The sequence below is a fragment of the Streptomyces sp. NPDC006296 genome (assembly GCF_040613235.1).
Lineage (GTDB): Bacteria > Actinomycetota > Actinomycetes > Streptomycetales > Streptomycetaceae > Streptomyces.
This window is the reverse complement of sequence record NZ_JBEXRT010000073.1, coordinates 1-15,571: the sequence shown is the minus strand read 5'-3', so window position 1 is coordinate 15,571 and position 15,571 is coordinate 1. Positions and strand designations below refer to the sequence as shown.

Annotated in this window: 14 protein-coding genes; 4 read left to right on the top strand and 10 right to left on the bottom strand. The window is 72.9% G+C overall.

Features of this window, described 5'->3' with window-relative positions:
- The 3 genes from ABZ172_RS29615 to ABZ172_RS29605 form a co-directional block, all read left to right on the top strand.
- On the top strand, window positions 1-313 hold a 313-nt coding region (locus tag ABZ172_RS29615), incomplete at its 5' end, for a hypothetical protein (RefSeq protein ID WP_356888363.1).
- Window positions 314-411: 98 nt separating this feature from the next.
- Window positions 412-2,262, top strand: coding sequence for a prolyl oligopeptidase family serine peptidase (locus ABZ172_RS29610; protein WP_356888361.1), 1,851 nt, complete (start codon window positions 412-414; stop codon window positions 2,260-2,262).
- 128 nt (window positions 2,263-2,390) lie between these two features.
- Complete coding sequence (locus tag ABZ172_RS29605) at window positions 2,391-3,170, top strand: SURF1 family protein (protein WP_356888359.1); 780 nt, start codon at window positions 2,391-2,393, stop codon at window positions 3,168-3,170.
- A 346-nt stretch (window positions 3,171-3,516) separates the two neighbouring features.
- Here ABZ172_RS29605 and ABZ172_RS29600 read toward each other — a convergent pair whose 3' ends face one another.
- From ABZ172_RS29600 to ABZ172_RS29570, 7 genes are all read right to left on the bottom strand, one after another.
- Complete coding sequence (locus ABZ172_RS29600; RefSeq protein WP_356888357.1) at window positions 3,517-4,497, bottom strand: hypothetical protein; 981 nt, start codon at window positions 4,495-4,497, stop codon at window positions 3,517-3,519.
- 674 nt (window positions 4,498-5,171) lie between these two features.
- Window positions 5,172-5,747: a SigE family RNA polymerase sigma factor gene (locus ABZ172_RS29595; protein WP_356888367.1), complete on the bottom strand. Its 576-nt coding sequence runs from the start codon at window positions 5,745-5,747 to the stop codon at window positions 5,172-5,174.
- A 359-nt stretch (window positions 5,748-6,106) separates the two neighbouring features.
- A complete protein-coding gene (locus ABZ172_RS29590; protein WP_356888355.1) occupies window positions 6,107-7,171 on the bottom strand; it encodes an aspartate-semialdehyde dehydrogenase in 1,065 nt (354 codons plus the stop codon).
- Window positions 7,168-8,439, bottom strand: coding sequence for an aspartate kinase (locus tag ABZ172_RS29585; protein ID WP_307126276.1), 1,272 nt, complete (start codon window positions 8,437-8,439; stop codon window positions 7,168-7,170). The genes ABZ172_RS29590 and ABZ172_RS29585 overlap by 4 nt, the downstream gene beginning before the upstream one ends.
- Before the next feature lie 727 nt (window positions 8,440-9,166).
- On the bottom strand, window positions 9,167-9,826 hold the full coding sequence (locus ABZ172_RS29580) for a DUF5063 domain-containing protein (protein WP_356888353.1): 660 nt from the start codon (window positions 9,824-9,826) through the stop codon (window positions 9,167-9,169).
- Window positions 9,827-9,909: 83 nt separating this feature from the next.
- On the bottom strand, window positions 9,910-10,509 hold the full coding sequence (gene recR / locus ABZ172_RS29575; RefSeq protein ID WP_356888351.1) for a recombination mediator RecR: 600 nt from the start codon (window positions 10,507-10,509) through the stop codon (window positions 9,910-9,912).
- A gap of 61 nt (window positions 10,510-10,570) precedes the next feature.
- Window positions 10,571-10,912 (bottom strand): YbaB/EbfC family nucleoid-associated protein, encoded by a 342-nt coding sequence (locus ABZ172_RS29570; protein ID WP_356888365.1) that lies wholly within the window; start codon window positions 10,910-10,912, stop codon window positions 10,571-10,573.
- 358 nt (window positions 10,913-11,270) lie between these two features.
- Between ABZ172_RS29570 and ABZ172_RS29565 the strand changes: the two genes are divergently transcribed.
- Window positions 11,271-12,059: an SLATT domain-containing protein gene (locus tag ABZ172_RS29565; RefSeq protein WP_356888349.1), complete on the top strand. Its 789-nt coding sequence runs from the start codon at window positions 11,271-11,273 to the stop codon at window positions 12,057-12,059.
- A gap of 250 nt (window positions 12,060-12,309) precedes the next feature.
- Here the strand turns inward: ABZ172_RS29565 and ABZ172_RS29560 are convergent, their stop codons facing one another.
- From ABZ172_RS29560 to ABZ172_RS29550, 3 genes are all read right to left on the bottom strand, one after another.
- Window positions 12,310-12,960, bottom strand: coding sequence for a hypothetical protein (locus ABZ172_RS29560; protein WP_356888347.1), 651 nt, complete (start codon window positions 12,958-12,960; stop codon window positions 12,310-12,312).
- A 100-nt stretch (window positions 12,961-13,060) separates the two neighbouring features.
- Window positions 13,061-13,774: a GntR family transcriptional regulator gene (locus tag ABZ172_RS29555; RefSeq protein WP_356888345.1), complete on the bottom strand. Its 714-nt coding sequence runs from the start codon at window positions 13,772-13,774 to the stop codon at window positions 13,061-13,063.
- A gap of 91 nt (window positions 13,775-13,865) precedes the next feature.
- Window positions 13,866-15,239, bottom strand: a complete 1,374-nt coding sequence (locus ABZ172_RS29550) for an aspartate aminotransferase family protein (RefSeq protein WP_356888343.1) — start codon at window positions 15,237-15,239, stop codon at window positions 13,866-13,868.
- Window positions 15,240-15,571: the final 332 nt, after the last annotated feature.

Genomic DNA, 15,571 nt, shown 5'->3' with positions numbered 1-15,571 from the left:
GGTTTTCGTGATAGGTGCCGAGAAAATAGTCGACCTGGTCGCCCGCGTGGCCGCCGCCCCCGCCGGGACGGGGCGCGCCCCCCGCGGCCCCGCCCGCCGGTGGTGCCGTCGCACGTCGGGCATCGAGCGCGAGCAGGCCGCCGCCCTCGCCCTCGCCTGCCTCGGCTTCGCCGCACACCATCCTGCGGTCCACGTGCTCGCCGCGTCCCGACGGGCGCTCGCCCCGGAGGCCAGGTGCGGCGCCGCGGCCGGGCACGGCCCGATGCGCGCCCCTCGCCCCTCGCCCCGCGCCTCCGGCTCTCCGGCGTCCTGACGCGTCCACGGGGGACGTCGTCCACAGCCCCGGGGGCGGAAGCGAACAGTTATCCACAGGCCGCACGGCGGGACGGCCGCATCGGGTTGGATGGGGTCATGAGCGACACACAGAACGACGCGTCCGTACCGGAGCGGGAGCCGGAGCCGCCGCAGTGGGAGCAGCGCTTCCGCGCCGCGCGGGTGTCCCTGCCCGACTGGGCCGAGGACGCCCCCGACCGCGCCCTCTTCGTCTCCAACGCCACCGGCACGTACGAGCTGTACGCCTGGGACCGGGCGACCGGGGAGCAGCGGCAGGTCACCGACCGGCCCAACGGCACGACCGACGGGACGCTGACCCCGGACGGCCGGAGCGTCTGGTGGTTCGCCGACACCGACGGGGACGAGTTCGGTGTGTGGATGCGGCAGCCCTTCGACGGCGGTGCGGACGAGGAGGCCGCGCCCGGCCTGGAGCCCTCGTATCCGGCGGGCCTCGCGATCGGCCGGGACGGCACCGCGGTGGTCGGCCGCTCGACCGACGAGGAGGGCACGACGGTCCACCTGGTGCGTGCCGGTGCGGAGCCGGTCGAGATCTACCGGCACCGCGAGTCGGCCGGTGTCGGTGACCTCTCCCACGACGGCACCCTGATCGTCCTGGAACACACCGAACACGGCGACGCGATGCACTCCGCGCTGCGGGTGGTGCGTCCGGACGGCTCGACGGTCGCCGAGCTGGACGACACCGAGGGGGGCACGAAGGAGCTGGGTCTGTCGGTGCTCGGCTTCGCCCCGGTGGCGGGCGACAGCCGGCTGCTGGTCGGGCACCAGCGGCGTGGCCGGTGGGAGCCGATGATCTGGGACCCGGTGGCCGGGACGCAGACGGACCTGCCGGTCGACCTGCCCGGTGACGTGGGAGCGGAGTGGTATCCGGACGGATCCGCGCTGCTGATCGAGCACAGCTTCGAGGCGCGCAGCGAGCTCTGGCGCTACGAGCCGGGGGCCTCGGGTCCGGTGCGCGTCGACACGCCCTCCGGGACGGTGTCGGGTGCCACGGCCCGCCCCGACGGGACCGTGGAGTACCTCTGGTCGTCGGCCGCTCAGCCGCCCGTGGTGCGCTCCACCACGGGCTCCGTCGTCCTCGACCCGCCGGGTGCGAGGGCCCCGGCCTCGGTTCCGGTGCGGGACGCCTGGGTGGACGGCCCCGGTGGCCGTGTCCATGCCCTGGTCCAGACTCCGGCGACCGGGGACGGCCCGTTCCCCACGGTCTTCGAGATACACGGTGGTCCCACCTGGCACGACAGCGACGCCTTCGCCTCGGGTCCCGCCGCGTGGGTGGACCACGGCTTCGCCGTCGTGCGGGTCAACTACCGCGGCTCGACGGGATACGGCCGTGCCTGGACCGACGCGCTGAAGCACCGGGTCGGGCTGATCGAGCTGGAGGACATCGCGGCCGTCCGGGACTGGGCGGTGGCGTCGGGGCTCGCCGATCCGGAGCGGCTGGTGCTGGCCGGTGGTTCCTGGGGCGGCTATCTGACCCTGCTCGGGCTCGGCACACAGCCCGACGCCTGGGCCCTCGGGCTGGCGGCGGTCCCGGTCGCCGACTACGTCACCGCCTACCACGACGAGATGGAGGCGCTGAAGGCGATGGACCGCACCCTGCTGGGCGGCACGCCGGAGGAGGTGCCGGAGCGCTTCGAGGCCTCGTCGCCGCTGACCTATGTGGACGCCGTGCGCGCCCCGGTGTACATCTCCGCCGGCGTCAACGACCCGCGTTGCCCCATCCGTCAGGTGGAGAACTACGTGGACCGCCTCGCGGCCCGTGGAGCGGTCCACGAGGTGTACCGCTACGACGCCGGCCACGGCTCGCTCGTCGTGGAGGAACGGATCAAGCAGGTGCGGCTGGAGCTGGACTTCGTGCTGCGCCACCTCGGCGGGGCACCGGCCGGGAAGGAAGCGGGGCCGGCGGTGTAGGGCCCGGCGGTGAGCGGGCCGGAGCCCGGGAGGTGAACGGGCGAGGAAGCGGGGCCGGCCGTGTAGGGCCCGGATAAACGGTGCACCCCGCTCCGGGGGGCCGGAGCGGGGAACCGTACCGTGGAGGGGTGTACCGGTTCCTGCTGACCCCGCGCTGGTGGGGGATCAACCTCTTCGTCGTGCTGGCGATCCCGTTCTGCGTGTTCATGGGCACCTGGCAGCTCGGCCGTTTCGAGGACCGCGTGCAGTCGCACCAGAAGGCCGAGGAGCGCCCCGATCCGGGCACCCGTTCCCCGAAGCCGCTCGACGACCTGCTCCCCGTGAGCACGGAGACCTCCGGCCGTCCCGCCGTGGCGACGGGGACCTACGCCGACCGCTTCCTGGTCCCCGGCCGCAAGCTCGACGACCGCAACGGCTTCTACGTGCTGGATCTGCTGCGCACGGACAGCGGCAAGGCGCTGCCCGTCGTGCGGGGCTGGCTGCCCGGTGCCCCGGGCTCCACCCGGGTCCCCGCCGCTCCGGCCGGCGAGGTCACCGTGACCGGCGATCTGCAGGCCTCGGAGAACAGCGGCACCACCGGGGTCGACGTCAGCGGCGGACTCCCCGAGGGTCAGCTGGGCATGATCAGCGCGGCGTCCCTGGTGAACCTCGTCCCGTACGACGTGTACGACGCCTGGGTGACGCTGCCCGAGCCGGAGACCGGTGGCGCGGGCGCCGGCCTGGAGCCCGTGCCGGCGGAGGCCGCGCAGGGCAGCGGGCTCGACCTGAAGGCGTTCCAGAATCTGGGCTACACCGGCGAGTGGTTCGTCTTCGGCGGCTTCGTGCTCTTCATGTGGTTCCGCCTCGTGCGTCGTGAGGCCGAGGCCGCCCGCGACGTGGAGCTGGGGCTCGCGGCCGACGCCGACTGACGGAACGGCCGCAGCAGGTGCGCGCGCCGCGGAGCGGGTGCGCGGGGCGCGGGGCGCGCGGCGCGGGGTGCGCGGCGCGGGGCCGCCTACAGGGCGGGGCGGGGCGAGCGCGCAGTCCCCGTCGCCGGGCTGTACCCCGTTGCACGCGCGGCCGAGTTCCCCGCTGCACGCGCTGCCCGCCTGTATCCGTCATGCCCACGGCCGGGCCGCCGTACTGGTGACGCGCAACGTGGTACGCGCTCTGAGGCTTCCCGCAGCGGACCGTACCGGGCTCCTCGCGGCGGGCCGTGCCGGCTCCCTCCCCGCTGCGGGCCGTGCCGGGCTCCGAGCGGCGGGCGCTTCCGGGCTAGGAGGAGCTCAGCATGCCTGTGCGGTAGATCGTGCCCGCGCAGGCGTTGGTGATCGTGGTCTCCGCCGCCGGCGCACCGGCCTCCGGGGTGTGCGTGATCGCGATACTGCCGTCGGCCGGGCCCTCGTCCGCACCGCCCAACTGCGTCGTCACGTCCGTGGTCCCCGTGTCGCCCCCGGTCCCCTCGCCGCCACCGCCGCCGCTCCCGACGCCGTCCGTGGGGGTCGGGGTGGGCGAACCACCGGTGGTCGGGCAGGTGTCGGAAGGCACCCACGCGAAACGCACCTCGTACGTCATCGTCGGCTTCAGGAACACCGTGCCCGGCTCCGTCGAGGGGTCGGGCAGTGCGCCCGCCGGGTCGCCCGCGGTGTGCTGCACGACCGTGATCCTGAGCGGGTCGGCGGCCCCCGACGCCTGGAAGCCGACCGTGCCGTTACCGGTCACCGAGCAGGAGCGTCCGGACACGTTCGTGATCCTGAAGGTCCCGTAGACCGTGCCGTCCGCACCGGCCGCACCGGCCTGGGCGGAGGCGACCCCGAGCTGGGAGGAATCGCAGACCGCGCTGACGGCCATGTCGGAGCCCGGGGTGTCGTCCAGGCCCGCGGTCCCGCTGTCCCCGGCACCGGGCTGGGAGCCCCGAGGCGAAGCGGAGGAACTGCCGGACTCGCCCTCGGAACCCTCGCTCTGACGGTCCGCGGGGCCCGCCGACTTCCCACCGTCGGCCTCGCCGCCCGCGTCCTCGCCGCTGCCGCCCTGGGCCTGCTGCTCATGGCCGGCGATGGCCGGGTCGGCGGTGACCGAGCCGTCCGAGTTCGCCACATGCACGAAAGCGGGGATCGCCGTCCCGATCAGCAGCGCCGCCGCGGCGGCCCCGACCAGGCCTTGCCGCCGCCTCGCACGCCGGGCGGGCACGGCGCGGTACAGATGGTCGAGGGTCCCGTCCGAGGCCTGGATCCCCTCCACCGCACCGTGCAGCATGCGACGCAGCGCGACCTCGTCCAGGTCGTCGCTTCCTGAATCCGCGGAGTCCCCGGAGTGCCCGAACTTTCCGGAGTCCCCGGAGTCCGCGGAACCGCCGCGACGGACGGACGGACCGGAACCCCGGGAAGGGGAATCCGTGGGCGAACCGGAGGCATCGCCCCCGAACACACCCCTCGCCCGGCCAGTCCCGCCGCCGAAGAGCTCCGTCAACGTGCCGCCGCCGGGCCCGGCCGCGTCGGCCTCCGGCTCGCGGCGACCGGAGTCACGCACATCCGGCTCACCTGCATCCGCCGCAGGGCTGCCCGGCTCAGCGGCAGCTGTCCCAGGAACACCCGCCCCGGGGACGTCCGGTGCACTGCCGTCCGGTGCCTTGCCGTCCGGCTCAGCGGCGGCCGTCTCGGGAGAACCCCCCGCGCGGCCGTCCCCCGCGCTGCTCTCCGGCTCGCGGCCGTCCGCGCCGTCGCCGTCCCGCCGTGGGCCGGCGTCCGGTTCACGAGCGCCCCGGCCCGCCGGCGGGGCGGGGGTCCCTGGGGCGGCTTCCGCGCCGTCGACCGCGTCCTGCGGCTGCTCACCGTCCTGCTCGGGATCGGTGTCCGGGGTGTTCTGCGGCCCGTGGTTCACAATTCCGTTTCCAGTCCGGTCATCGTCGTGCCTGTGCTCGGGCCCGCCGCTCATGCCTGCGCCTCCATCACGACGCGCAGCGCGGCGATGCCCCGGGACCCGTACGCCTTCACCGAACCGAGCGATATCCCCAGCGTCTCCGCGACCTGGGCCTCCGTCATGTCCGAGAAGTAGCGCAGCACCAGGACTTCGCGCTGGCGGCGCTGCAGCCCTTTCATCGCCTTGATCAACGCGTCCCGCTCCAACCGGTCGTACGCGCCCTCCTCCGCGCTCGCCATGTCGGGCATCGGCTTCGAGAGGAGCTTCAGTCCGAGGATGCGCCGACGCAGCGCGGAGCGGGACAGGTTGACCACGGTCTGGCGGAGGTAGGCGAGTGTCTTCTCCGGGTCGCGTACCCGGTTCCGCGCCGAGTGCACCCGGATGAACGCCTCCTGCACCACGTCCTCGCAGGACGCGGTGTCGTCCAGCAGGAGCGCCGCGAGGCCCAGCAGCGAGCGGTAGTGGGCGCGGTACGTCTCGGTGAGATGGTCGACCGTCGTTCCTGCCGCCACCGCTTCCTCAGCGCCCTGACGCTGCGAGGGCAGCCGGGTGGGCCGGGCAGCGGGGATGGGCGCGATCACCGGCATGCCGCCGGCTGCGCGGGGCCGCCGGAGCGGACGCACCGAAGCGCCGCGCAACGGGCCCACCACTGTGATGTCGAGAACCTCTGCCACGCCAGTTGGACACTCATCCCCCCATCAGGGTTGTACGCGTACGGCACCGCGTCCGATGCTGTGCGGCATGCCCTCATTCGTACCTGCTCTTCCCCGAACGCCCCGAAAACGCATCCAGCCATGCAAGAAGTGACGACGTAGACGCGTCGCATCCGCCCAGCGGTTGCGGAAGGCCAGGAGATCATCGTCGGGCACGGCAACACCCCAGCTCAAGGTGTTCAGGCCGCCAAGTTACTCACAGGGTGCACACGGATCCTACAAAAGAGGTTCGATCAGGTGCGAGAGAATTCCGCGGCGACCGACTCGGCGATCTGAGCCACGTTCAGAGCCGTGCCCTTGCGGAGGTTGTCGCCGCAGACGAACATCTCGACCGCGTGCGGATCGTCCATCGACTGCCGGACCCGGCCCACCCAGGTGGGATCGGTGCCCACGACGTCGGCCGGCGTGGGGAAGTCACCGGCGGCGGGGCTGTCGAAGAGCACCACCCCGGGCGCGGTCGCCAGGACCTCGTGGGCCCGGGCCACGGCCACCTCGTTCTCGAAGCGGGCGTGCACGGACATGGAGTGCGTCGCGACCACGGGCACGTACACGCAGGTCGCCGTCACCTTCAGTGCCGGCAGGCCGAGGATCTTCCGGCACTCCGCACGGATCGCCAGCTCCTCGGAGGACCAGCCGTCGCCGGCGTCGGTCCCGGCCCACGGCACCACGTTCAGCGCCACCGGGGCGGCGAAGGGGCCCGTGTCGCCGTCGCCCAGCGCCCGGCGCACGTCCCCGGGGCGCGTGCCCAGTTCCGTGCCCGCCACCACGGTGAGCTGCCCGCGGAGCGCGGCGACACCGTCGCGCCCCTCGCCGCTCACGGCCTGGTAGGAGGAGACGATCAGCTCCCGCAGCCCGAACTCCGCGTGCAGCGCACCGACCGCGACGATCAGGGACAGCGTCGTGGAGTGCGGGGACGCGACGATGCCGCGCGGCCTGCGCCGCACGGCATGGGGGTTGATCTCGGGGACGACCAGGGGGACGTCGTCGTCGAGCCGGAAGGCGGCCGAGCCGTCCACGACCACGGCGCCCCGGGCGGCGGCGACCGGTCCCCACGTGGTGGACACCTCGTCCGGCACCAGGAACAGGGCCACGTCCACCCCGTCGAAGACGTCCTCGGTGAGCGGGAGGACCTCGGCCTCCTCGCCGCGCACGACCAGTCCGGTGCCGGCCGCGCGCGGGGAGGCGATCAGTCTGACCTCGCCCCAGACGTCCTCGTGCTGCGAGAGGATCTGGAGCATGACGCCGCCGATCGCCCCGGTCGCACCCACGACCGCGAGCGAAGGGCGGCGTCCGGTCATCGGCCGGTGCCTCCGTAGACGACGGCCTCGTCCGAGTCGCTGTCGAGGCCGAAGGCGGTGTGCACGGCGCGCACGGCCTCGTTGACGTCGTCGACACGGGTGACCACCGAGATACGGATCTCGGACGTCGAGATCAGCTCGATGTTCACGCCGACGTCCGACAGCGCCTCGAAGAAGCCCGCGGTGACCCCGGGGTTGGTCTTCATGCCCGCGCCGACGAGGGAGATCTTGGCGATCTGGTCGTCGTAGCGCAGGGACTCGAACCCTATGCCGGCGCGGTTGCGCTCCAGGGCGTCGATGGCCTTGCGGCCCTCGGCCTTGGGCAGCGTGAACGTGATGTCCGTCAGACCGGTCGACGCGGCGGAGACGTTCTGCACCACCATGTCCATGTTGATCTCGGCATCGGCGATGGCGCGGAAGATCGCGGCGGCCTCGCCCGGCTTGTCGGGCACCCCGACGACCGTGACCTTGGCCTCGGAGACGTCGTGGGCGACTCCGGAGATGATGGCGTGCTCCACCTGCTGGTCCCCTTGCGGCTCGTTGCTGACCCAGGTGCCGCGGAGTCCGGAGAAGGACGAGCGGACGTGGATCGGGATGTTGTAACGGCGTGCGTACTCGACGCAGCGGTGCAGCAGCACCTTGGAGCCGGACGCCGCCAGCTCCAGCATGTCCTCGAAGGAGATCCAGTCGATCTTCCGGGCCTTCTTCACGACCCGGGGGTCGGCGGTGAAGACGCCGTCCACGTCGGTGTAGATCTCACAGACCTCCGCGTCCAGCGCGGCGGCCAGCGCGACGGCGGTCGTGTCGGAGCCACCGCGCCCGAGGGTGGTGATGTTCTTGCCCTCCTGGCTCACCCCCTGGAACCCGGCGACGATGGCGATGTTGCCCTCGTCGATGGAGGTCCGGATGCGCCCGGGCGTGACATCGATGATCCGCGCTTTGTTGTGGACCGAGTCGGTGATGACGCCGGCCTGGCTGCCCGTGAACGACTGGGCCTCGTGGCCCAGGTTTTTGATCGCCATCGCCAGGAGGGCCATGGAGATCCGCTCCCCGGCGGTCAGCAGCATGTCGAACTCACGCCCGGCCGGCATCGGGGATACCTGCTCGGCGAGATCGATCAACTCGTCCGTCGTGTCGCCCATCGCGGACACCACGACAACCACCTGGTTGCCGTTCTTCTTGGCGTCGACGACTCGCTTGGCAACACGCTTGATGCCTTCGGCATCGGCTACGGAGGAGCCTCCGTACTTCTGCACGACAAGGCCCACGTGCGCTCCTCGCTCAATAATGGTGCGGTCGGCTCAGTTTAACGAGCAGCCCGGAATCGACCCGTCGATACCGGATGATGAGATGTCCCGCTCAGCACCCGGTACGAGCGCCGTCCCGAACTGCTCGTACGGGGCTGCTGCCCTCTTCCCTCTCGCCGCACGCCTTTTGTGGCTCAGGACACAACGGGCACGGGCGGTCCCGGACGCCGGACGGGACGCCGGTCACCGGCGGCCCCCGGCCTCCCCCGGCGCCACCGGGACCCCCGGAAAGCGCAGGTCGGACGAGCCCGGAGCCGGGCGGCCGTTCGTGGGACGGGCGGCACCCGCACCCACCCGTTCGTGGGACGGGGGAGCTCACGGCCACCCCGTTCGTGGGACGGGCACGGCCGCCCCCGCACGCCGGCGCGCGGAACCTCGGGCGGGGCACGGAACCGGGCGGGCGCGCCCCGGCACACGCCCCGGAACGCGCCCGCCGGCAGAAACGCGGGAGGCACCGCGGGACGGACGGGCGGCACACGGAGTCCGGGAGGAGGCGGCCGCAGAGGTGGGGCACCCGGGTCCCGGGAGGCGGCAGAGGCGGAGCCCACAGCTTCCATGGGCGTCCGCACAGGACCCCCGCAGGGCAGGGAACCGGCCCCCGGGTCCCCGCAGGCCGGGAGCGGGCCCCGCAGGGCAGGAACGGGCCCCCGGGCCCCCGCAGAGCCGAAAGCAGGCCCCGGGCGGGCCTTTACAGGACCGGGCGCAGGCCCAGCGGCCCGGCGATCTCCTCGGCCATCACACGCCCCGCCTCCTCGGCCAGGTCACCGTCGCCCGGGTCCTGGTCCGTGTCCAGGCCGTCGAGCTCCTGGAGCGGCTGGTTCAGCCGGATGTGGGCGATCAGCGACTGGAGCGCGCGCAGGGCCGCGGACGCGGTGGAGCCCCAGTTGGAGAAGTACGAGAACTGCCACCACCACATGGCCTCCGCCGTGCGGTCCGCGTCGTAGTGCGCGAGGCCGTGGCCGAGGTCGGTGACCAGGTCGGCCAGGTCGTCGGAGATGCGGTGCGGCACGGGCGCCTTGCGGGGCTCGTAGGGGTCGAAGACCTCGGAGTAGACGTCGATGGGCTCCAGGAGCTCCGCGAAGCGCTCGCGCAGCCCGTCGGCGTCCGGTTCGGCGCCCAGGTCCGGCTCGTAGCGCTCGTCGGGGAGGATGTCCTCGTAGGCGCCGAGCCGTCCGCCGGCCAGCAGCAGCTGGGAGACCTGGAGCAGCAGGACCGGAACGGCCTTCTCGGGCTCGTCGGCCTTGGACACCTCGGTCACCGCGACGATGAACGTCTTGATCTGGTCCGCGATCTGGACGGCGAAGTCGTCCGGGTCCTGCGTGACGGAGTTCAAGGTGGCGTCAGACATCGAGGGGACCTCCCGTGGGCACGGTCGCGGACGGTGGGAAGAACATAACGCCACCACGCGTAAAGCCGCGGTGAGCCGCCGGGTCACACATCGAGCAGCCGCCTTCCCTCGAAGGCGCGGCCGAGGGTGACCTCGTCCGCGTACTCCAGGTCGCCGCCCACCGGCAGGCCGCTCGCCAGCCGCGTGACCTTCAGGCCCATCGGCTTGACCATCCGGGCGAGGTACGTGGCGGTGGCCTCGCCCTCCAGGTTGGGGTCCGTCGCCAGGATCAGCTCCGTGATGGAACCGTCCGCGAGCCGGGCCAGCAGCTCCCTGATGCGCAGGTCGTCGGGGCCGACGCCCTCGATGGGGCTGATCGCGCCGCCCAGGACGTGGTAGCGGCCGCGGAACTCACGGGTCCGCTCGATCGCGACGACGTCCTTGGGCTCCTCGACCACGCAGATGACCGAGCGGTCGCGGCGCGCGTCGCGGCAGATCCCGCACTGCTCCTGCTGGGCGACGTTGCCGCAGACCTCGCAGAAGCGGACCTTGTCCTTGACCTCCAGCAGGGCGTGGGCCAGCCGGCGGACGTCGGTGGGCTCGGCCTGCAGGATGTGGAAGGCGATCCGCTGCGCGCTCTTGGGACCGACGCCGGGCAGCCTGCCCAGCTCGTCGATCAGCTCCTGGACCACGCCTTCGTACAACGGAACGCCTTTCCTTTTTCCTGCTCGTACCGTAGCCGGTACGCCCGGGTAGCTACAGGGGTCAGAACGGGAGACCCGGCATGCCTCCGCCGCCCAGGCCCTGGGCCAGCGGGCCCAGCTTCTGCTGCTGGAGCTGCTGGGCGTTCTCGTTGGCCGCCTGGACCGCGGCGACCACGAGGTCGGCCAGCGTCTCGGTGTCCTCCGGGTCCACCGCACCCGGGTCGATCACCAGGGCGCGGAGCTCGCCGGAACCGGTGACGGTGGCCTTCACCAGCCCGCCGCCCGCCTGTCCCTCGACCTCGGTCCTGGCCAGCTCCTCCTGGGCCTCGGCGAGATCCTGCTGCATCTTCTGGGCCTGCTGGAGCAGCTGCTGCATGTTGGGCTGGCCACCACCGGGAATCACGGTCACTCCTGGCACTTCGACGACGGATTGTTTCGGTACGCCGAGCCTACGTGTTCACCGGACGCCGTGCTCCACCCGCAGGCGACCAACTCTTTCGAGTGAGTCCCGTAAAGCGCCTGCCGCGCTCCTATACCTGACCAGAGGCCGTACCCACCCGGGAATCCCGCGATTTCGACCCCGGGGCCCACCATTCGGCGGTAGGAAGAGCATGCGTATCCGTACCCATACGCATGCTCAAGGTAACGCAGAGTTACACGACGGGGGCCCCGGTCATATGCCGACGCCGTCCCCGTCATGACCGAGACCGTGCCGATCCGCGTCGATACGCGCCGAACGCAGAGTGCAGAGGAGTGCCCCGGTGAGTCAGCCGGAGATGCAGCCCGAGGGGCAGCCCCGCAAGGAGTCAGGCGCGGGATCCGGTGCGGGCACCGGAACTGACCAGTCCGGTTCGCGCGAGGTGCCGAGCCCCCGGGACCTGACCGGCCGCGCCTTCCCTCTCGGCGACTGGGGCGAACCGGCCGAACGGCTCGACGAGCTCTACCGCTGGGTCGAGAGCGGCGCCATCGAGACCGCCGACTGGTATCTGCGCGACCGGATCCGCAAGCGGCGCACGGCACGGCTGCTCCGGCTCGGCACCGCGGCGGGGGTGGTCGCCGGTGCGGCCCTCCCCCTCCTCGACCTGACCGGGGAGCTGCACGGGTCGGCCGGCTGGGGCTATCTGTCGCTCCTGCTGGGCGCCGCCTGCATGGCCTGCGACCGGTACTTCGGACTGACCTCGGGCTGGATAAGGAACCTCGCGACGGCCCAGGCCGTGCAGCGGCGCCTCCAGGTGCTGCAGTTCGACTGGTCCTCGGAGTGCGTCCGCGAGGTGCTGGGGCCGACGGAGGGCACCGCCAGCGAGGCCGCCGAGCGCTGTCTGGGGGTGCTCCGCCGTTTCTCGGAGGACATCACCGAGCTCGTCCGGATGGAGACAGCGGACTGGATGGTGGAGTTCCGGGCCGGGCCCGCCCCCATGGGCATGCAGTCGCTGGTGTCGGGCGGGCCGGGCGGCCGCCCGGAGCCCGGGGCCGCGCCGGGACGGCTCACCATGCCCTCGGTGGCCCGCCCGAACATGCCGCGCCAGCGTCCGCCGGAGTCACCGCGCTGAGTCCGGATCCGGACCCGGACTCGGGCCCAGGACGGAGCCGGAGCCGGGACGGAGCCGGGGACGGAGCCGGACCGCCGGAACCGGTCCTCGGCCCCGGACCTGACCGGACGGCCGGGACCGGTCCCGGGCCGTGGACCGAACCGGACCGCCGGAACCAGCCCCCGGGGCCGCGAGCCGCCCCCGGGCCGGGGCACGGGCCGCCGCCGTGACCGTCCCGCCCGGGAGGGCCGGGACGGTCCTGCGGCGGATCTCAGCTGAAGACGATCATCGAGCCCTGCGCGAGGCTGCGGGTGGCCGCCGCGTGCAGGCCCAGCCAGACGTGCCGCTCCCGGGCGAAGGGGCTCTCGTCGTGCGGGACCGAGGAGGCCGGTTCCTCCAGCGTGGTCGGACCGGCCGGCGGCGCGGGGGCGGCCGGCGGGTTGGCCGGGTCGATCCCGAGGGACGGGGCGACGAACTCCAGCTCGCGCAGCAGGCCGTGGGAGGAGCCCAGCGGGCCGCCGCCCTCCAGCAGCTGGTCGTCCGACAGCGGGCGGGGGAAGTCCACCGGCACGTACGCCCCGGCGTGGTCGTAGTGCCAGACCAGGTGCGAGTCCTGCGCGCTCTGCTCGAACATCTCCAGCAACTGCTCGTAGTCCCCGCCCAGTGCGTCGACGGGGGTGACCGCGAGACCGCTCAGCTGGAGCAGGTAGGCACGGCGCAGGAAGTGCAGGGCGTCGTAGTCGAAGCCCGCGACCGGGGCGACGTCCCCGGTGAGTCCGGGCATGTAGGCGTAGACGGGCACCGGCGGGAGCCCCGCCTCGGTCAACGCCTTGTCGTAGACGGCGATCTCTTCGGCGAACGGGTTGTCGGGGCTGTGGCACAGCACATCGACGAGGGGGACCAGCCACAGGTCACAGGCCACGAAGTCTCGCTCTCCAACGGGTTCGTGCGATGGTCGGGACAGCGTAATGCGGCCGGGACCCCGCGCACAGGGTGCGGGGCGTCCTCGGGCCTCCGGGCGGTCAGCCGCGCCCCGGGGGCGGGGGGTCGCCGACGGCCAGCCGGTCCGCCCAGTCCATGCCGTGCGCGTAGTGGGCGTCCAGCACCGCGCGCACGGCGGGTCCGTCCGCGGCCGTGATCGCCTCGACGAGGTCCTGGTGGCCGTTCCACAGCCGGTCGCGCACGTCGGCGTCCCCCCGGAGGTACGGGACGGCGAAGACCCAGGCCTGCATCCGGAGCCGCTGGAGGAAGTCGTTGATGTAGGTGTTGCCGATGACGGCGCCGAGCTCCCGCCAGAACCGCAGGTCGTAGCCGATGAGGATGTCGAGGTCGCCGCAGCGCGCGGCCCGGGTGGCCTCCTCGGCCCGGCGGCGCACGGACACCAGGGCGGGCAGGTGGACGGCCAGCACCGCGGGCGCCGAGCCGGTCCCGTCGAAGATCCCGCGGAACACCCCGTCTATGACCAGGGCGCGGGCCTCGACCATCGAGCGGTAGTCGGCGACGGTGAAGGCGCGGACCCGGAAACCGCGGTGCTGGTCGGATTCGAGCAGCCCCTGCGCGGAGAGGTCGAAGAGCGCCTCGCGCACGGGGGTCGCGGACACCCCGTACTGCTCGGCGATCTGCTTGACGGTGAACTCCACCCGGGGCCGCATACGCCCCGCGAGCACCTCGTCACGCAGTGCGTCGGCGATCTGCTGGCGCAGCGTACTGCGGGTCACGCCTCCGCCCGCACCCATGACGCCCCCTCCCGTTCTCGGCTTGGGTCACCTTAAGCCAGGGCGGGTGCCCGGTTCCGGGCACGGGGGAGGGCGTCGTGTCCGAGGGCGGCTACACGGTGTACTCGTCGGCGACCGAGAGGGCCGTGTCCAGGGCCGCGAGGCCCTCCTTCGCCTCGGCCTCGGTGATGTTGCAGGCCGGGACGACGTGGGTGCGGTTCATGTTGATGAAGGGCCAGAGGCCGTTCCGCTTGCAGGCGGCGCCGAAGGCGGCCATCGGGGCGTTGGCCTCGCCCGTCGCGTTGTACGGGACCAGGGGCTCCCGGGTCTCCCCGTCCCGGACCAGCTCCAGCGCCCAGAACGCGCCGAGTCCGCGCACCTCGCCGACGGACGGGTGGCGCGCGGCGAGCTCGCGCAGTCCGGGGCCGAGGACGTGCTCGCCGAGGTGCGCGGCGCCCTCGACGATCTTCTCGTCCTCCATCACGCGGATCGTCGCGACGGCCGCGGCGCAGGCCAGCGGGTGGCCGGAGTAGGTGAGTCCGCCGGGGTAGGGGCGGGTCTCGAAGGTGGCGGCGATCTCGGCGTTGATCGCGACGCCGCCGAGCGGTACGTAACCGGAGTTGACGCCCTTCGCGAACGTCATGAGGTCCGGCACGACCCCGTCGTGGTCGGCGGCGAACCACTTCCCGGTGCGCCCGAAACCGGCCATCACCTCGTCCAGCACGAAGACGATGCCGTACCGGTCGCAGATCTCCCGGACCCCCGCGAGGTAGCCGGGCGGCGGCGTCATGATGCCGGCCGTGCCGGGGATCGACTCCAGGACGACGGCGGCGACGGTCGCCGGGCCCTCGAAGGCCAGCGTGTCCTCCAGGTGCTGGAGCGCACGGGCGCACTCCTCGGCCTCGGTCGCCGCGTGGAACGGCGAGCGGTAGAGGAACGGCGCCCAGAAGCGCACGACGCCCGCCGAACCGGTGTCGGACGCCCAGCGGCGCGGGTCGCCGGTGAGGTTGATCGCGGTGGCCGTGGCCCCGTGGTACGAGCGGTAGGCGGAGAACACCTTGGGGCGTCCGGTGTGCAGCCGGGCCATCCGGACCGCGTTCTCGACTGCCTCGGCGCCGCCGTTGGTGAAGAAGATCTTGTCGAGGTCGCCCGGGGTGCGTTCGGCGATGAGGCGGGCCGCCTCGGAACGCGCCTCGACGGCGAACGCGGGGGCGAACGTGGTCAGCCTGCCCGCCTGCTCCTGGATCGCGGCGACCACGACGGGGTGCTGGTAGCCGATGTTGGTGAAGACGAGGCCGCTGGTGAAGTCCAGATAGCGGTTGCCGTCGTAATCCCAGAAGTACGCCCCCTCGGCGCCGGCGACGGCGAGCGGGTCGATCAGTCCCTGGGCTGACCAGGAGTGGAAGACGTGCGCGCGGTCGGCGGCCTTCACGGCCGCGCCCGCTGCGGGGTCGGTGTACGGGGCGCGAGGGGCATCGGGGCTCATGCGGTGAGCGTAGGCGGACGTCACCCCCGATCTCCATGGCCACTGTGTACGACCCGGGCCGCACGGCTCGGCAGGGTGTCGGGTTCCGGCCCGGATCCGGGCGGTCCGCCGCCGCTCCGGCCCGCAGTGCACACGTGGCCGGCGCGCCCTGTGCGCTGCGCCGGCGCGCCATCTGCACTGCGTCCACCCGCAGCGCGCACTGCGCCGGCAGCTTCCCGGTGCGTCCCGCGCGGCGGACCGCACCGGGGACCCGGCGCCGCCCGGGGCAGCCGCCCGCCGGACCGAGGGACTCGAAGCGCCAGCGGTGCACGGCGCGGGTGACCAGCCCGGCG